Origin of the sequence: Rugosimonospora acidiphila, from assembly GCF_039543385.1 — a bacterium.
In the GTDB taxonomy this organism is placed as follows: domain Bacteria; phylum Actinomycetota; class Actinomycetes; order Mycobacteriales; family Micromonosporaceae; genus Rugosimonospora; species Rugosimonospora acidiphila.
In genome coordinates, this window is sequence record NZ_BAABJQ010000008.1 from 79,426 (window position 1) to 96,984 (window position 17,559).

Here is a 17,559-nt window from a genome sequence, read left to right on the forward strand (position 1 = left end):
CGTGCCGCGGGCAGAGTATTCCGCGCCCTGGCCGACGACCCCGCCCGACGCCGCGGTCGGAGGAATCGAGGCCGTAATCCTATTATCCGGATCACGGCCTCGATTCAGAGCGTCGCTCGCGGGTACTCGAATCGCCAACCCTCTGAGCTGTCGGCCGGCCCAAGCGCCGACCTGTAGGTCAGGCGCCGCCGACCGCGGTGACGCCGGTACGTGTACCGACGTAGGCCCGGTTGCCGGACAGGGTGGGCGAGGCGAAGTTCGGCGCCTGGCCGATCCTTACCTGCGCCAGCACGGCCCCAGTACTGGGGTTGAGTGCGTAGAGCACGCCGCCGAAGTAGTCGACTACCCAGACGGCGCCGCCGCCGATGACTGGTGAGCCTTCGGCGGGCACGCTGTTGCTGGCCCGCCAGAGTTCGTGCGCCGTTCCGTTGTTGTCGATGGTGACGGCGCGGGGTCCGGTGCTGCAGGGTAGGTAGATGGTGTTGCCGGAGACGGCGCTGCCGCCGAAGGCGTCGCAGCCGTTGTTGAGGTCGGCGACTTCGCCGCCGATGCCGCCGAGGTTGTCGCGGTGCAGCACGTAGCCGATGCCGGCCTTGCCGTCGATGTAGATGTACTGGCCGACCAGGGCGGGCGTCATTGATCCGAGGTCCTGGTCGCCGGCGTTTTGGGTGGCCCAGTCGGTGGGGGCGAAGAAGTCGGTGCGTTGCAGGTCGGGTGACAGCGTGATGACTGAGTCGCTGCCGTCGTAGGCGCCGCTGGTGGATTCGCCGTTGCCGACCGCGAAGAGTAGATGGCCGGCGTCGACGAGCGCGCCGGCGGTTCCCCAGATGCCTGCCTCGCGGCCGGTCGGTATCGCGTAGCTGAGCATGCCGGTACCGGCTGTGGTGACCGAGACGACGGAGCCGATATAGTTGGCGCAGTCGCCGAACAGGCCGCCGTACGGGATGTAGATGCGGCCGTTGAGCAGGGTCAGGGCGCCGCGTTGCTGGTGGGCCTTCGGGTCACCCAGCGGCGGCTCGACCGCGACCCGTATCTCTACGGCGCCGGTGGTGGCGTTGACGCCGACCAGGGTGTGTGCGCCGCCGGTGGTTTCGGCGACGGCGAAGACCCGGTTGGTGTCCGGGTCGTAGACCATCGTGCTGGTGATGCCCAGCGGGCTGATGTCGCCGCAGGGCAGGTCGGACAGCGGTTCGGGCGTGCCGAGGTGCGCCGACCAGACAACGGCGCCGGTGTTCGGGTTCAGCGCGTAGACCGTGTCGTTTTCGGTGGCGGCGAAGATCCGGCCCCCTACGACCAGCGGCTGACCGTAGACGGCGCCGTCGAGCGTGGCGTTCCAGTTCACCGACAGTGTAGACAGCGGAGCGAGGTCGGTCGCGTTGCCGGCGCGGGTGTTGTCGCGGTGGTAGGTCGGCCAGTCTCCGTTGCTCGGTGGGGGAGACGAGGACGACGGTGTGGGCGAGGCGCCGGTCGGCGTGGGAGATGGTGTGGGTGATTTCGGGGTGGAGGATGGTGTGGGCGATCCCGGTGTGGGTGAGCCGGTCACGCCGCCGGTGCAGGTGGTGCCGTTGAGCGTGAAGCTGGTCGGCGACGGGTTGCTGCCGGCCCAGGAGCCGTTGAATCCGAACGTCACGTTGGCGTTGGTGGCGATGCTGGCGTTGTAGCTCATGTTGCGGGCGGTGACCTGTCCGCCGTTCTGCGACACCGTGGTGTTCCAGGCCTGGGTGACCTGCTGTCCGGCCGCGTAGGACCAGGCGAGCGTCCAGCCGTTGATCGGGTCGCCCAGGTTGGTGATCGACACGTTCGTGCCGAACCCGCCGGGCCACTGCGAGGTGACCGTGTACGTCACGGAGCAGCCGACGGTGGCCGCGTGTGCGGAGATGGTGATGGCCGTGCCAGCCAGTGCCGTAGCGGCTACAGTGGCGATGGCGAGTCGAGTTCGGGTGGAGACGCGCATTCTCGGTCCTTTCGATGCGCGGGCAGCAGCAGATCGACGGGTCGGCGGAGGAGTTGTCCTCAACGCCGCCCGTGCGGGGCCCCAGGCATCGGCAGCATTAATGATTGTCGATCAGATCGGTCCGGGTCACAAGGGCCATGAGCCACGCCGTGTTACTGCGCCGGCCCGACGCCGACGCCGACGGCGACGTCAGGAGCGCTTTGTGATGGTCCACGCGAAGGTGCGGAGCAGCTGGAGGCCGTTGAGGCCGACGATGACGGTGAGGCCCTCGTGCCCGGCGAGCCCGAGCGGCAGTGGCCAGTTCGTTTGGTGGTCAGTGCCGGGCTGGGTCGGTGGTGGCCCGATCGGCCGCGCGGGTATGCGCTGGTCGGGCGCGCCGTCCTGCGGTCTCGGCCATTCTCCGTAAGCTGCTCGGATGGTCCTCGAGCTGGTCGGGTTCGTGCTGCCGCTGGGCCTTGACTCGTTTGCCGTGGCCGCCGCGCTCGGCACGGCCGGAGGGCTGACCCGTGCGGCCCGGTGGCGGATCTCGGCCTTGTTCGTGGTGTTCGAGGCCGGAATGCCGCTGGTCGGCCTCGCGGCGGGTGCGCCGCTGGCCCGCGCCGTGGGCGACGTCGCCGACTGCCTGGCCGCCGCCGCGGTCATCGCGATGGGCGCGTGGATGCTCGTACACGATGACGACGACGAAGAAAAGGCCGGTCGCCTGGTGACCGCGCGTGGTGTCGCGCTGCTCGGCCTGGGGCTGAGTATCAGTCTTGACGAGCTTGCGATTGGCTTCGGCGTCGGCTTGTCCCGCCTGCCCGTCCTCCCGGTCATCATCGCCATCGGCGTTCAGGCTTTCGTGGCCGTGCAACTCGGCGTTCGGCTGGGCACCCGGGTCAGCGAGCGGTTGCGGGAGGCCGCCGAACGCCTCGCGGGCATCGCACTGATCGCCCTCGGGCTGCTCCTCATCGCCGAACGCCTCTTGGCCTAGAAGTACATCCCGCAACCTCCCGCTCCCGCGGGCATCGGATCCCGTGCGAGGCCGACGATGAGGTGCGCTGGAAGTCGGTCTGGTCCGGCCTGAGGAGGGCGCGCCGTGAGCGGTGCGACGTAACCTCTCGTTCACGCTAGCGCTGGAGCCTGATCCCCGGCGGCCGATCCGATCGGCGAGCCGGCCCGATCGGCGCACCGTCAGACAGACGGCTGTGGACCCATCGATGTTCGACATCTGCTCGATGACGCTGATCGAGTCTATTCGATATCCTATGGGCAGACCCGCGTGTGCCATGTGCCGCGCGAATGTTCATCGGGCCGAGAGGGTGATGTGCACATGCAGATCAAGTACGTGCGGGTAGCCGGCCTCCTCGCCGCCGCAGGCGCCGTGGTCGTTGCCGCAACCTTCACGGTGACGGAATCGAGTGCCACCGCTGGCCGAAGTCCGAATCTCGATCTGAATCTAGTGCAGAATCAGGCTCAGACGCTGGGTGAGCCCGAGAACGAGGCCCCGGACAGCCTCATGGCTGTGGACGACAGATCCGGGCATCCGACGGGTGAGGCCCAGGTGGCGCTGGCCCGGCAGCAGGCCTCCCGCATCCCGACCGGCGACACCAAACAGCCCTGGCAGTCGGTGGGTCCGACCAACGTCGGTGGTCGGGTCACGGACCTGGCAATCGATCCGACGACCTCGCCCTCGACGGTGTACGCCGCCGTGACCTCCGGCGGCATCATGAAGAGCACGGACGGCGGCGTGACCTGGGCGCCGTCCTATCCAACCGGCGACCAGCAGGCGATGGGTGCGCTGGCGAGGAGCTCGGACGGCACGCTGTGGGCAGGTACCGGCGAGGCGAACCCGTCCGGCGGCGGCACCACGTTCTTCGGTGACGGCATGTACCGGTCCACTGACGGCGGTGCGAGCTGGAGCCAGTGGGGGTTGCCGGACAGTGGCGCGTTCGGCCGCATCGTGGTCAACCCGAAGGTCCCGAGCCAGGTGTGGGCGGCCGCGACGGGGTCGCTGTCCTGGGTGTCCGGTCAGCGTGGGCTCTACGAGCTGAACGGCCGCGGCAAGGACTGGAAGCTGTCGCTGGCACCCACCAACGACACGACCGGTGCGATCGACGTGGCCGTCGACCCCGCCGACCCGAACATCATCCTGGCCTCGATGTGGGACCGCTCCCGTAACAACGGCGCGTTCCAGTACGGCGGCGTCGGTTCCGGGCTGTACCGCTCCACCAACGATGGCAAGACCTGGACCCGGCTGGACAACTCGGCCATCAACGGGCCGGTGTGCGCGTGGGACCAGAACCAGAGCGGCCTGAACACCGACGCCGACCTGGGCCGCATCGGCATCGCGTTCGCCCCGAGCGACCCGAACCGCGTCTACATCCAGTTCGCTGGCGCGAACGGCCCGGACAAGGGTTTCTACGTCTCCAACGACGCCGGCGCCAGCTGGAGCTGCGGCGCCGCCGAGCCCGGGTCGGTCACCGGTGGCTACGAGTGGGTATTCGCGCGGCTGTGGGTTGACCCGGTCGACGAGAACCACCTGTTCGCCGCGGACGTGAGCCTGAAGGAGTCGACCAACGGCGGCGCCACGTGGACCAACTCCAGCGGCCCGCACTCCGACCAGCACGCCATGGCGTGGGACCCGCAGGTGCCGAACCTGGTCTACAACGGCGACGACGGCGGGGTGTACTACTCGACCCAGAACGGGGCCACCCGCACCTGGACGCACGCCCAGGTCGAGCCGTGGAACCAGTCCTACCACCTGGCGGTGTCGCAGCAGGACTCTGTGCGCATGGCCACCGGGCTGCAGGACCAGGGCAGTGTCAACACGTGGTCGCCGGGCGTCGAGCCGACCGACCTCACGCAGTGGAAGAGCTTCGGCGGCGGCGACGGTCACTGGGTGCAGATCGACCCGAACAACCAGAACACCTACTACCAGTGCTCGCAGCCAGTTCCGCCCCGGATCAGCTGCGGACGCCGGGTGGACGCCGCATCGAGCGGCTCGACGTTGAGCACCAACACGAGCTTCTCCAGCCCGGCCTGGCCGTCCAACACCCGGATCACGACCGACATGCCGATCGTGCTCGACCCGGCCGACCCGAACTACGTGTACGTCGCGGGCACGTCGATCGCGCGCTCCGGCGACGGCGTGGTGTCCGGGGCCAACGCGTGGACGCTGATCAGCCCGACGACGCCGGACAGCCCGGACAGCCTGCCCGGCAAGGTCCCCGCCAACGAGATCAACCCCGACACCTACTACGCGAACGAATACGGCGCGGTCACCCAGATCGCTCCGGCCAAGAGCACCGGAACGCCGACGTCACCGTCCAGCACCATCTACGCCGGCACTGACACCGGTAAGCTCTGGAAGACGACCAACGCCACCTCGGCCAACCCCACCTGGACCCAGCTCGGGGTGGGCGTGCTGCCGCAACAGTGGGTGACGTCGATCCAGGTCGACCCGACCAACGCCAACCACGTCTACGCCACCTTCTCCGACTACCGGGAGGGCGAGCTGGCCGCGAACGTGTGGATGTCGACCAACGGCGGCCGCACCTGGTCCAACATCAGCGGCAACCTGCCCAACGCCCCGGTCTGGATGGTGACCTACGACCAGGCGCACAACCAGCTCTACGTCGGTACCGACTACGGCGTCTTCTACCTCAAGAACGGCAAGAAGAACTGGGCCCGGCTCGGTTCGCAGCTGCCGAACTGCCCGGTACTGGACGTCAAGCTCAGCGCCGACGGCGGCACGGTGTACGCCGCCACCTTCGGCCGCGGCGTCTACCAGCTCCATGTGACGAATTGACGATCACCGTCAGAGAGTCCAACGGCCGTCACGTCGGGTAACAGTGAGACATTCCCGGGGGTGTGCCGGAACGCAGGTTGGGCGCGACCGTGGAAACACGGCGCGCCCAGCCGTGTCCGGCGCTGGCTGGTGCCGGCGGCACCGCTGGACACCGCCTCGAACCGGATTCTCGACAGCAGTGCAGATCGCCGCCGCCCCCTCCATTCATCTGTCCGATGACGGGCGGGCTGACCGCACCTAACGTTCTCACATGCCCAGCGATCTGGACGGCGTACCGGACCCCTTCCACATCGATATCGCCGGCCCGCCGGAGACGACCGGTCCGACTTGTCGCTGCAAAGAACCGGTGATCCGCGAGGCCCAGCCCTTACGCCGCCGGTCTCGGTCCGGACGCGCAGTCAGACCGCTAGGCTGCATCGAGTGACCGGTGCGGTGGCGATTCAAACCGTGGTGAGCGGCTTGTCGACCGGCTCGGCATACGTGCTGATCGCAATCGGATTCACGCTGCTGCAGCGGCTGACCGGGGTGATCGCGTTCGCGCACGGCGATCTCGCGATCGGCTCGGTGTTCGTCGGTGTGATCCTGCTGCTGGGCTCGGCGCCGACGGCCGCCACGCTCGGCCTCGCGAGCTCCGCCGGGCTGGCCATCGTCGTACTCGCGGCCGGCGCGCTGGCGTCGGTGCTCGTGTACCTGCTCGCGGTGCGGCCGTTCGTGCCCCGGGTCGGCAGGGCGGCACGCGGCTGGGACGTCGCGGGCTGGGTCGGCGGTGGCCTGGCCGCCGGCCTGCTCGTCCGCGCCCTGCTCGGGCTCGCGTTCGACCAGGACGCGTACGCCGTACCCGACCCGCTGCACCTCTCGCAGCTGAACCGGTCCGGGCTGGTGCACCTGCCGGGCGGGGCGGTCGTCACGACCCGCACGCTCGGCGTGCTCGGGATCGGTCTGGTGGTCGGCCTGCTCGCCGAACGGCTGCTCGTCGCCAGCCGGGTCGGAGTGCGGATGCGCGCGGTCAGCGACGACGCGACGGCGGCCGCACTGCTCGGACTGCCGGTGCGGCGGCTGACCCTCCTCGCGTTCGCCGTCGCCGGTGCCCTGGCCGGGCTGGCCGGACTGCTGATCGCGCCGGGCCAGTCGATCAGCGTCGACTCCGGAGTGGTACTCGGGCTGAAGGCGATCGCCGGCGCCACCCTCGGCGGGCTCGGGTCGATCCGCGGCGCGCTGGCCGGCGGCTTGGTGATCGGCCTGATCGAGGCCTTCGCGGTCCAGGCCAGCTTCCTCGGCCCGCGCTACGCCGACGTGCTTCCGCTCGCGATCGTCGTGCTCGCCCTCGCGCTGGCCCCGCTGCGATCGCGCGCGGTGGTGCTCGAATGACCGAGCTGGCCTCCGACCTGTACATGCTCGTCGCGGTCCTCGGGTTGGCGCTGTGCGTGGCCTACTGCGGCCAGCCGGTGCTCTGCCAGGGCGCGTTCGTCTCGGCCGGGGCGTTCGGTGTCGCGCACCTGCTTGGGGTCGGGCTGCCGCTGGCCGCCGCAGTGCTCCTCGCCGTCGCGATAGCCGCCGTACTGGGGGGTATCGTCGCGGTGCTGACGATCCACCTTCCCCGGGCCCACGTTGCCCTCTCGACGTGGGCAATCGCCTGGCTGGCGTACACGGCGTTGCAGTCGTTTCATTGGCTGAGCAACGGTGCGGACGGGCTGAGCCTGCCGGTGCCGATCAGGCTGCACTCAGGGATCCTGCACCTGTCGTTCACGCTGACGGAGGGCGTGCACCTCGGTGTCGCGGCCGTGCTCTGCGCCGGGGTGATCGTTGCGCTCGCCCGTTGGGAGCGCGGCGTAGCCGGCCTGCAGGCGGCCGCGCTACGCGAAGGCCCGGCGCTCGCCGGAACGTTGGGCGTGCCGGTCCGGGCGCGCCGCGCCGTCGCGCTGATCTGCGCGGCGGCGCTCGGCGGGCTGGCCGGTGCCGGCATCGCGCTGCTGGCCAGTGCCGCCGCGCCGGCCGACGTGTCGCCGCTGCTGTCGTTGCAGCTGTTCGTCGCCGCGCTGATCGGCGGTGCCGCGCCGCGGGTGTGGGCGCCCGTGGCCGGATGGGCGGTGGTGGCCGCCATCCCGCACCTGGCCGGCTCGATCGCCGCCGCGGCTGAGGTGCCGGCCGTCGGCGTCGACGGCGTGCTGACCGCCGCCTTGCTCGGTCTGGTGGTCGTGTTGCGGGGGCCGGTGGGCCGGCTGCTGCCGATCGTGCGCGGCCGGCCGCGCGCCGCGAGCGACACCAGCGATGCCGGAGCGGTGGTGCCGGGCACGCTCGTCGCCCGAGGGGTGTCGGTGCGCCTGGGCGATGCCACGATCCTCGACGGCGTCGATCTCGAGGTTCGTCCCGGCGAGATACACGCGCTCGTCGGGGCGAACGGCAGCGGCAAGACGACCCTGCTGCGGGTGCTGTCCGGCACGCTGCGCCCGACTGCCGGACAGATCGAGTTCCGCGACGCCGACATCACGCGCACCGCAACGGCGCGCCGGGTCAGGGCCGGCGTGACCCGCACGTTCCAGCGTCCGGCCGAGCTGCCCAGCCTCACGCCATACCGGCAGGTACGGCTGGCCGCACTGGCTCGTGGGCGAGATGCCGACGGCGGGTGGGCGCTCGAGCTGACGGATCTGGATGGTCACGCCGACGACGATCCGCGCTCGCTCACCGGCGGCGAGCAGCAGCTACTGCAGGTCGCGCGCGCGGCCGCGACCGGTGCGGCGGTGCTCCTGCTGGACGAGCCGGCGGCCGGGATGAGCGCCGACGAGCGACAGCGGCTGCGCGTCGTGCTGCGCCGGTTGACTGAACGAGGTGTGGGGTTGCTGCTCGTCGAGCACGACTCGTCGCTCGTCGCCGATGTCGCCGACCGGGCCAGCCTGCTCGACGGCGGTCGGGTTGTCGCGCACGGCACGCCGCACGAGGTCGTGCCCGCCCTGACCGGATCCGGTACGTCGGCATGAGCGCGGCACTGCTGGACGTGCGCGACGTGCGGGCCGGGTACGGCGGCACCGAAACGCTGCGCGGCGCGTCGCTGCACGTCGACCCGGCCGAGATCGTCGCACTGCTGGGCGAGAACGGCGCCGGCAAGACGACCCTGGCCCGGGTGGTGTCCGGGCTGCACCGCGCCCGAACCGGGTCGGTGTACCTGGCCGGGCGCGATATCACCGGCCTTGCCCCGCACCAGATCGTGCGGCACGGGCTGGCCCATGTGAGCGCCGGGCGCCGCGTGTTCGCCAGCCTCACCATCGAGCAGAACCTGACGGTCGCTGCCCGCCGCCGCGACCGACCGCTGCTCGCCGGCCGCCTGAGCGAGGTGTACGAGACGTTCCCGGCGCTGCGGAATCGGCGCCGGCTGCTCGCCGCCGCGCTGTCCGGCGGCGAGCAGCAGATGCTCGTGATCGGCCGCGGGCTGATGAGCGCGCCGCAACTGCTGGTGGTCGACGAGCCGTCGAGCGGTCTCGCCCCGGCGATGATCGACGCGCTGGCCGCCGCGATCAGGGCATTGCGGGACGCGGGCACTGCGACGCTGCTGATCGAACAGCACCGGTCGCTGGCCGAGCGGGTCGCGGACCGGATGCTGTCGCTGCGCGAAGGGCGTATCGAGCCAGCCGGCTCGGCGCCGCCGTCATGAAAGCTGGTTCACCGAGGGCAGCGTGTCGGACAACGGGTCGTCGCCAACCGGCACGAACGTGAAGCCGTCGAATCGCGCGAAGTACATGTCGCTGGGGTTGACGCCCTCGTGCTGCGCCGGGCCGTAGCCCCGGTAGTCGCCGTTCGCGCCGACGATGCTGACCTGGTTGAGCTTCTCCATCAACGCGGTGCCGGCCGAGCCGCCGCTGGCGAGCGCGGACATCACGAGCCGGACCGCGTCGTAGGAGAACATCGCCCAGTCCGGCGGCTGAATTACCGCCTTGCCGTTCTGGCTGACGCCCACGTGCTCGGCCCCGAACTTCGCCTCATAGCGGCCTCGGAACGCCTCGAACGGCGCGGGTCCGACCTCGGCCGTCATGCGAAACGACACGAACGTGACGTCGTGCAGCCAGTCCGGGTGCTGGGCGAGCCGTTGCCGCACCAGAGGGTCCTCACCGGTGGTGCCGGTGATGATCGGCACCGACCAGCCGACCTCGTGCACCGCCTGGACGATCGCGGCGACGTCGGCCGCGCTCGCCCACACAATCAGACGAGTGGCGCCGGCCTGCTTGGCCCCGAGCACCTGCGGGGTCACGTCGGCCACCCGCGCGGGCAACTGGCCGTCCGAGACGATGCGGACGCCATCGATGCCGAACGCCTTGTGCAGCGCGGCGCGACCCTGCTGGCCGTAGTCGGAGTCATCGCTGAGCAGCCCGACGCTCGGATGACTGTTGGCGATGTAGTCGGCGAGCCGGCGCGCCATCGGCTGGTCGGCCGGCGCCATGCGGAACAGGGTTGGCCACTTCGAGGGGTCGATCAGTCCGTCGCCGCCGTCGAAGCAGATGAACACGGGCAGGTTGGCCGGGTCGGTCACCTGAGCAACGGAGCTCGCGCCGACGCCGTCGATGAGCAGCATCGCCGCGTGCTCGCGAACCGCGGTACGCGCGTCGGCCGCCGCCTTCGTCGACGAGCCGCCGTTGTCGAGCACCTGCACGCTCAGGTGGCGCTTGGCGGTGCCAACGGTTACGCCGCCTTGGGACTCGAGTTCGCTGGCGGCCAGCTGGGCTCCGTTCTTGATCGACGTGGCGATCCACGGCTGGCTGCTCACCGGTGCGCTTACGACTATCCGCAGGTCACTGGACGAGCCGCCCGATCGCTGCCCGGACGAACAGCCCGCGGCCGACGCCGCTGCGAACAGCATGACCAAACCCGCGCCGAGAAACGTCCGACCTCGCCCCATAGGGTGCGAGATTATCCCGACCGCTGCCCATGGGGCCTTATACGGATGTACTGCGCCTGTCCGCCGTCGCTTCGACGATCGTCGGAGGACAGGACGGCACCGGAGCAACTAGCGTGCGAGAGATCACATCGGCGGCGATAGGAGCAGTTGTGCACCGTCCGAGCATTCTCGCCGCGTCCGGCCTCCTCGCCTTGGCCGCTCTCGCCGGCTGTGGTAATAGCAGCAAGCCGGCCCAGGACTCGTCCGGCTCATCGGCACCACCGGCCGCCACGAGCGCTGCCCCGGCTGCCAACGGCATCGACTGCGCGAAGGCCGGCGACCTCGACGCCACTCCCGCGCTCAAGCCGCCCGCGAACTTCCCGATGGTGTCCGACGGGCACCTGTACGAGGCCAAAGGGCCGTTCGGCAAGACCGAACTGTTCTTCGTCTGGAAGCAGGCCGATCCCACCAACCTGGACGTTGTCCGCGACGAGGCGGCGAACCTGCTCGTCAGCGCCGGGTACAAGCTGGAGCGCAAGGACCAGGAGGAGGGATCCGAGGCCGAGGCGACGCTGTCCGGCCCGCAGACTGTCGCGATCCAAGTGATCCAGCTGTGCACGGGTCGGGTGCGGGTCAAGTACCAGCTCGGTTAGCGCGGCCTCGTCCGGCGGAGCTGCGTCGCAGCTCATGGGCAGCGCCCACCGCACCAGTTCCGCCGGGGACACCGCGCCTTCGCCCCACGCACCGGGCCGAATCGTCGAATGTGGAGCGCCCGGGAGCGGACGCCGATCGGAAATCCAGTGGGGTCGCTCAAGCCAGCGTGCCGGTACTGCTCGATGCCAGGAACATCAACGCGGACGCCGTGTGCCACGACGAATGACCGGACTCGCTGAGTCAGCCCTTCCGGGACGCCGTAGCAAAGGCTCACGTTCAGGGAACCTCGACGAGGACGACTGGGCGGTGCGGCGCGGCTCGTCATGCCTTGGGCTTGCGGTGCGTTGGACAGTGGGTTGTCACGAGCACGTCGATGGTTACTGATCTTGCGAAAGCATGGCGGGTGCTGGAATACTCGCCAGGTTCTCGCGCTCGGCCGGCCCTGCCACCTTGGTGCTGTCGCGCGCGTCGCCTGTCAAGGAGCCCATTGTGCCTCGTTTCCACTGTCCACCGTCGAGGCTTGTGATCCGGATCGGCCTGGTGGTGGGACTGGTGGTTCTCGGCGCGGTCGTGTCGCCGGTCCGGTCCGGTGCCGCGAGCGCCGCCGCCTTGCCGGGTGCGTCCAGCACGCCGAACATCCTGGTGAACTTCAGCACCCCGGTGCAGAAGATCGATCCTGCCGCGATCGGGGCCGACGAGACCGCGTTCGGCGCGCCGGACTTCGCCGAGGATCCGGCTGAGCAGCAACTGTTGAAAACACTCGGCCTTGGGTACTCGCGGATCCCGCTCATCTATCAGACACCGGGTGATCCCGGCAGTCCGATCGTCTGCGAGCCGGCCTACTGCGACACCGCGATCACCGGCGACCAGTGGATCGCGGGACAGCGGGCGGTGGGCGAGTCGCCGATCGTGCAGATCGGAGATACCACCAGCACCGCCGACGCCGCCGCGATGGTGGCGCACTTCAACGTTGGCGGCGCCAATCCGGTACACCAGTGGATTATCGGGAATGAGCCCGATGGCCACGGGGAAACCGCGGCCACCTACAGTGCCCGGTTCGACGCGCTGGCCGACGCGATGAAAGCGGTTGACCCGACCATTCTGATAGGCGGAGGCACCACCAACACCTATGACTCCGCGTTTCTCCGGCCGTTTCTGCAGGTGAGTGGGTCCCGGGTGGACTTCGTGGATTTCCATTTCTATCCGGAGCGGCCGACCAGCCCGTTGACCCAGGCGCAGTTGGTCGGTGAGCTGAACAACCTCAGCACGTACCTGACGTCGATGCGGACGCTGATCAACACGGTGGTGCCCAGCCGGGCCAGCCAGATCGCCATTCATGTCGGGGAGTGGAACATCTCGACGGCGTTGATGGCCGATGACTTCGCGGGATTCGCCTCGGTGTGGGACGCCGCCGCGCTGGGCCGGATTCTCGCGGCGGGCGACGACAGCATGATGTACGCGACGAAGAACGGCGGCCTGGGCCTGGTCGCCGACGGACTGAACATGGCCGCGGGCTATTCGGAAGACACCCCGATGCCCAGCTACGAGGCGATGAGCATGTTCACCGGGGCCGGTCTCTTCCCGCATTTCGGCACGACTCTGGTCTCCGCGACGTCGAGTCTGGCCGGTGTCGAGGTGCACGCCTCGAGTGGCCAGGACAACATCGTGCTGATCAATGAGAACGCGACCGCCAAGAACGCGGTGATCCACCTCGCGAACGGTCAGCGCCGGACCATGACGGCCTGGCAGATCAACCAGACCGGTCCGGTCGCCGCGGCACCCCGGCAGGTCGCCACGACAACGACCATCAACGGTACGTTCGACGTCGCCTTGCCGGCGCTGTCGGTGACCACCCTGGTGGTAGGTGCCCCGGGCGCGGCCGCCAGCCACTTCACCTTCCACGACGCTTCGACGGGTCGCTGCCTGGACAGCACCACGGCCGGTGTGGCCAGCACAGGGACCTGCGGCGGCGGGAACACGCAGAACTGGAAGGTTGTCGGTACCACGTTGGTGGACGCGCAGACCGGGCTCTGTCTGGACAGCAGTGCCGCCGGCAGCGCGTACACCCGGGTGTGCAACGCCGGTAACAACCAGAACTGGTACAGCCTGGGCAGTCTGCTGGTGGACGCGCAGACTGGCCGGTGCCTGGACAGCAACGCCGCCGGTACCGCGCTGACCAGCGTCTGCTCCGGCGCGGCCACCCAGAACTGGAACGTCACCTGAGCAGGCTCACCCGCCAGCGTCGTGAAGATCGCCAGCGCGAATGGAGTCCGCTGCACGCGCCGGGCGTAATAGTCCGTCCTGCCAAGGGATCCTGCACCTGAGTGCGCCCCCTGCCCCGCCGAACGTTCCGCGAATCTATCACCGTACCCATGCTTCACCGGCCACGCTGCGTCGGTCAGCCCCGGTGCGGTTCCCGCGCGGGCATGCCTGCCGAGGGACCCGAGACCGGACAGCGCGTCGGGTGTCTAAGTCTGGACGGTGACGGCCGTGCCGCTGGGAAGCTGGATGAGTGCTTCCGGGTCCCGCCCATCAGCCGGGTGTCATTCCCGTGGCATCCGTTTGCCCAGCGCCCCCATCCGCTTGACCATCCGGCGCCAGTCCCGTCCCGTAGGTACCACCGGAAGACCCCAGACCGGCGGCATGCTGCCTGGCGTGCCGACCGGCCCGTGGGTCTGTTTTTGAAGTTCCGTAAGGAGGTACAGCAGGTCGGTCACCGACTGGTGGGCCGCGGGGATCTGGCCCAGCAGGACCTGGCACTCGCCCAGCACCGTGAGCGCGTGCATCAGGTCCGGCCAGTTGACGTGGGTGACCAGGGCGGTGTGCTGCTGAAAGCTTGCGATGGACTCGCTGGCGGCGCGCTGGGCACCGGCCACGTCACCGACGGCCAGCGCCGCCTGCGCGACGGTCAGCGCGCTGTACGCGAGGTACCCCGCGTCCTGCGATCCCAGTCGCACGGAGGGGTCCAGGCACCGATACCAGTACGTGGCCCGCTCCGCGCAGTCGACCGCCAGTTCCTCGAGATCCAGGGCGTGGGCCACCGCGCACTGCCGGGCGAGCTTTCCCGCCAGCTCGAGCGGGACGGTGGGCGGTACCGGCGGGCCGGACGGATCCTCGGATGTGGGCGAGACGGCTCGCGCCGACAGGGCGACGGCCTCGACCGTCGGATCCAGTCGCCTGGTCCGGTCCACCGCCTCGGCGATGGTGTCGTCGAACCGCGCCGCCGCCAGCCAGTCCAATGACTCACGCATGTCGTTCGGGACGGTGCGGCCGACCTCGGCGACATCCCGCGAGGCGGTGGGAGCCCCGGCGGCCGGGGGATCCGTGTCGGTGGGGTCCATGGTGGTGGGGTCCGTGGTGCCCGCCGATCCGGGTGCGCCGCCCGGCGGTGAACCCGGGTCGTCCAGCAGCGACAGCGCCGCGGCCAGCATCACCGCATGGCCGTACCGATACGCGAAGCCGGCCGCGGCGGCGCCGGCCTCCTCCCGTGCCCGGCGCCGGCGTGGGCGCCCGGGCTCCGGCAGCACATCCCGGTGCAGGCCCATCGCGGTCGAGGCGGCCAGCAGTACCCAGCCGCCCTCGGCGCCACCGGCGTCGTCTGCCAGCACCCGGCGCATCGCGCCGGCGATAACCTCGCCGTAGGCGCGCAGCCGCTCCCGGGCGGCACCGCCGCCGGCCTCACGCGCGGCGGCGGCGGAGTCCCGGGCGGCCACGAGTGCGGCAGAGGGAGTCGGCGGCTCGCCACCGGCCCCGCCGGCTGGCAGTTCGCCGTGTCTGGCCTGGTACCGGTTGATCAGCTCGAGCGCCGCGACGTGGGTCAGGATGCCGGGCAGCGCGGCCGCGTTGGCGTGGCCGGTGCTCAGCTCCGGTCGGGCCGACCGCGCCGCGAGCGGCGCCATCTGCGTCAGGGAGAGCGCGGCGGCGACCAGCCACTGGCACGCCTGGGGGCGGTCCTGGACGCCCGGCAACAGTTCACACATCGTGCGGGTGACGGCGGTGCGCACGACGCCGGAGATGGCCTTGGCCGCGTGGCGGGGGATGCCCAGCTCGGCCAGGTCATCGCTGCCGTCGCCCAAAACCGTCATGCCAGACCTCCGTAACGGCACCGCTTCGACCGGCGGATGGGGCTCCCGTGCCGTACCCATTATTGATCATCAGCGCCCGGTGCTGAAGACCCGCCTCCGGGCCTTGGCCGCCCCCAAACCCGCGTCGGGCGGCCGGTCGGCTCAGGCCCGGGTGGTGATGAGCGGCCGGAGCGCCTCGGGCTCGGGCAGCGTGAACAGCGCGCCGGGGCTGCCGGCGGTCTCGTTTCGACGGGGCGGCCGCCAGCTCGGGTCGTGGGCGGAGGCCCACCCATAGAAGCTCTCATGAGGCTCAAAGAATTCGTCGCCAGCCTTGACTCATGGCGGGCAAACGGATCGAGGCACGGCACAGGGAGCCGGCGCAGTGGTGGGCCGACGCCACCGGGGCGTTGGCGATGGGCAGCCTCGTGGTTGCCGCGGCGCTGTGGCTGCACGGTGCCGGACTGCAGGCGGTGTTGCGGGGTGGCCCCGAGGCCGTAACGTCGGTGGGCAGGGTGACCGGTCTGGTTGCGGCAGATCTGCTGCTGTTGCAGGTGTTCCTTATGGCCCGGCTGCCCTGGGTCGAGCGCTGCTTCGGCCAGGACCGGTTGGTGCGCTGGCACCGTGGTGCCGGGCTGTGGTCGTTCTGGCTGATGGTTGCCCATGTCGGCCTGATCACCGTGGGGTACGCGGGCTCCGGCGGCACGGGCGTCGTCTGGGAGGGCTGGACTCTGGCCGTTGGCTATCCCGGGATGCTGCTGGCGGTGGCGGGCACGGCGCTGCTGGTCGCGGTGGTGGTGTTGTCTGTCCGGAAGGCGCGGCGCCGTTTGCGGTATGAATCGTGGCACCTGCTGCACCTTTACGCCTATCTCGGTGTGGGGCTGGCGTTGCCACACCAGCTGTGGACCGGCACCGATTTCATCGGCTCTGCGGCGGCGCGGATCTACTGGTGGGCCGTGTACGGGATCTGTGCCGGTAGCGTGCTGGTCTTCCGGATCGGCCTGCCGCTGTGGCGTAGCTGGCGGTATCGACTGCGGGTGCACCGGGTGGTCTGGGAGGCGCCGGAGGTGTTCTCCGTGTACCTGTCCGGGCGTGATCTGCGCCGGTTACCGGTGCGGGCCGGCCAGTTTTTCAATTGGCGGTTTCTGACCGGGACCGGGTGGATGCGGGCGCACCCGTACTCGCTGTCTGCGATGCCCAGGAACGACGAACTGCGCATCACGGCGCGGGCTGCCGGCGACGATGCGTATCGCATCGCGCGTGCCCGCCCCGGTACCAGGGTGCTGATCGAGGGGCCCTACGGGAGGCTGACCGGTACGGTCCGCAACCGGCGGCGGATCCTGCTGCTCGCCGCGGGCATCGGGATCACGCCGATGCGTGCGCTGCTGGAGGCTCTGCCCTACCGGGCCGGTGAAGCGGCGCTGGCGTACCGGGCGAACACTTTCGAGGATTTCGCGTTACGGGCCGAGTTGGACGCCATCGCCCGCCGCCGCGGAGCGGCTGTGCACTACCTCGATGGGCCGCCGCCCCGGCACTCGTCGTGGTTGCCGGTATCCCTGGCGTACCTGTCGGATCGCGACATGCTGCACCGCATCGCTCCGGACGTGGCGTGCCGGGATGTGTATGTCTGCGGGCCGCCGCCGTGGATGGAGGCGATCCGGCTGGCGCTGGCCGAGGCCAGGGTGCCGGCCGATCAGATCCACAGTGAGGATTTCGGATGGTGAAGCGCAGCGAGGGTCGGATGCGCCGGATCGCCCTGGTGATGGCGGGTACCGCGGCCGGGGTGGTGCTGCTGTTCAGTTACCGGACCAGTACCTCCGGATCGGGCGTCGGCGTGGCCGGCGCACCTCCGGGAATCGTCAAGCCCGTCGTCGCGGTCCCCGACCCGGCACAGCCGAGACCGTCGGCCACGGCCTCCGCGGGCGCGGCGGATTCGGGCACCCTGAGGGTCAACGGCACGACGGTGGACAACGGGTACGGCCCGGTGCAGGTCCAGGTGAGGATCTCTAACGGCAAGATCGTTGATGTGACCGCGTTGGCGCTACCGCAGGACGGGCACTCCGAGCGGATCAACTCCTTCGCCGTGCCGCAACTGCGCGAGGAGGCGCTACGGGCACAAAGCGCCCACGTCGACGCGGTCAGCGGAGCCACCGATACCAGCATGGCGTACACCCGGTCGCTGCAGGCCGCGCTGGATGCGGCGCATCTGGGTGGCTGACCGGCCGTTACGGTGCTCGAC

Annotated in this window: 12 protein-coding genes; 9 read left to right on the plus strand and 3 right to left on the minus strand. The window is 70.0% G+C overall.

The features are described 5' to 3' along the window. Positions 1–178: 178 nt before the first annotated feature. A complete protein-coding gene (locus tag ABEA87_RS15970) occupies positions 179–1,954 on the minus strand; it encodes a cellulose binding domain-containing protein (protein ID WP_345630315.1) in 1,776 nt (591 codons plus the stop codon). Between the two features lie 415 nt (positions 1,955–2,369). On the opposite strand from ABEA87_RS15970, the gene ABEA87_RS15975 reads away from it, so the two are divergent. The 5 genes from ABEA87_RS15975 to ABEA87_RS15995 all read left to right on the plus strand — a co-directional run bounded on the left by ABEA87_RS15975 (position 2,370) and on the right by ABEA87_RS15995 (position 9,387). Continuing rightward, positions 2,370–2,924, plus strand: coding sequence for a manganese efflux pump MntP (locus ABEA87_RS15975; RefSeq protein WP_345630317.1), 555 nt, complete (start codon positions 2,370–2,372; stop codon positions 2,922–2,924). Positions 2,925–3,455: 531 nt separating this feature from the next. Continuing rightward, complete coding sequence (locus ABEA87_RS15980) at positions 3,456–5,741, plus strand: WD40/YVTN/BNR-like repeat-containing protein (protein WP_345630319.1); 2,286 nt, start codon at positions 3,456–3,458, stop codon at positions 5,739–5,741. 420 nt (positions 5,742–6,161) lie between these two features. Then, positions 6,162–7,109: a branched-chain amino acid ABC transporter permease gene (locus tag ABEA87_RS15985; RefSeq protein WP_345630320.1), complete on the plus strand. Its 948-nt coding sequence runs from the start codon at positions 6,162–6,164 to the stop codon at positions 7,107–7,109. Next, on the plus strand, positions 7,106–8,716 hold the full coding sequence (locus ABEA87_RS15990; protein ID WP_345630322.1) for an ATP-binding cassette domain-containing protein: 1,611 nt from the start codon (positions 7,106–7,108) through the stop codon (positions 8,714–8,716). The genes ABEA87_RS15985 and ABEA87_RS15990 overlap by 4 nt, the downstream gene beginning before the upstream one ends. Beyond that, positions 8,713–9,387 (plus strand): ABC transporter ATP-binding protein, encoded by a 675-nt coding sequence (locus ABEA87_RS15995; RefSeq protein WP_345630323.1) that lies wholly within the window; start codon positions 8,713–8,715, stop codon positions 9,385–9,387. The genes ABEA87_RS15990 and ABEA87_RS15995 overlap by 4 nt, the downstream gene beginning before the upstream one ends. Here the strand turns inward: ABEA87_RS15995 and ABEA87_RS16000 are convergent. After that, positions 9,382–10,587 (minus strand): ABC transporter substrate-binding protein, encoded by a 1,206-nt coding sequence (locus ABEA87_RS16000; protein ID WP_345630325.1) that lies wholly within the window; start codon positions 10,585–10,587, stop codon positions 9,382–9,384. The genes ABEA87_RS15995 and ABEA87_RS16000 overlap by 6 nt on opposite strands. A 188-nt stretch (positions 10,588–10,775) precedes the next feature. Between ABEA87_RS16000 and ABEA87_RS16005 the strand changes: the two genes are divergently transcribed. Together ABEA87_RS16005 and ABEA87_RS16010 are read left to right on the plus strand one after the other, a co-directional pair. Further along, positions 10,776–11,258, plus strand: coding sequence for a hypothetical protein (locus ABEA87_RS16005; RefSeq protein WP_345630327.1), 483 nt, complete (start codon positions 10,776–10,778; stop codon positions 11,256–11,258). A 523-nt stretch (positions 11,259–11,781) separates the two neighbouring features. Further along, on the plus strand, positions 11,782–13,482 hold the full coding sequence (locus ABEA87_RS16010) for a ricin-type beta-trefoil lectin domain protein (protein WP_345630329.1): 1,701 nt from the start codon (positions 11,782–11,784) through the stop codon (positions 13,480–13,482). Between the two features lie 320 nt (positions 13,483–13,802). On the opposite strand, the gene ABEA87_RS16015 is transcribed toward ABEA87_RS16010, so the two are convergent. Continuing rightward, positions 13,803–15,344, minus strand: coding sequence for a hypothetical protein (locus tag ABEA87_RS16015; protein ID WP_345630331.1), 1,542 nt, complete (start codon positions 15,342–15,344; stop codon positions 13,803–13,805). A gap of 317 nt (positions 15,345–15,661) precedes the next feature. On the opposite strand from ABEA87_RS16015, the gene ABEA87_RS16020 reads away from it, so the two are divergent. Together ABEA87_RS16020 and ABEA87_RS16025 are read left to right on the plus strand one after the other, a co-directional pair. Next, positions 15,662–17,044, plus strand: coding sequence for a ferredoxin reductase family protein (locus ABEA87_RS16020; protein WP_345630333.1), 1,383 nt, complete (start codon positions 15,662–15,664; stop codon positions 17,042–17,044). Then, complete coding sequence (locus ABEA87_RS16025; RefSeq protein WP_345630335.1) at positions 17,038–17,538, plus strand: FMN-binding protein; 501 nt, start codon at positions 17,038–17,040, stop codon at positions 17,536–17,538. Before ABEA87_RS16020 ends, ABEA87_RS16025 begins: the two co-directional genes overlap by 7 nt. Positions 17,539–17,559: the final 21 nt, after the last annotated feature.

What these genes read in the sequence shown, in the direction of transcription:
- ABEA87_RS16015 (WP_345630331.1), bottom strand. Translation starts at nt 15,344, where the DNA reads ATGACGGTTTTGGGCGACGGCAGCGATGACCTGGCCGAGCTGGGCATC.
- ABEA87_RS15990 (WP_345630322.1), top strand. Translation starts at nt 7,106, where the DNA reads ATGACCGAGCTGGCCTCCGACCTGTACATGCTCGTCGCGGTCCTCGGG.
- ABEA87_RS15995 (WP_345630323.1), top strand. Translation starts at nt 8,713, where the DNA reads ATGAGCGCGGCACTGCTGGACGTGCGCGACGTGCGGGCCGGGTACGGC.
- ABEA87_RS16020 (WP_345630333.1), top strand. Translation starts at nt 15,662, where the DNA reads ATGGCGGGCAAACGGATCGAGGCACGGCACAGGGAGCCGGCGCAGTGG.
- ABEA87_RS16000 (WP_345630325.1), bottom strand. Translation starts at nt 10,587, where the DNA reads ATGCTGTTCGCAGCGGCGTCGGCCGCGGGCTGTTCGTCCGGGCAGCGA.
- ABEA87_RS15970 (WP_345630315.1), bottom strand. Translation starts at nt 1,954, where the DNA reads ATGCGCGTCTCCACCCGAACTCGACTCGCCATCGCCACTGTAGCCGCT.
- ABEA87_RS16025 (WP_345630335.1), top strand. Translation starts at nt 17,038, where the DNA reads ATGGTGAAGCGCAGCGAGGGTCGGATGCGCCGGATCGCCCTGGTGATG.
- ABEA87_RS15975 (WP_345630317.1), top strand. Translation starts at nt 2,370, where the DNA reads ATGGTCCTCGAGCTGGTCGGGTTCGTGCTGCCGCTGGGCCTTGACTCG.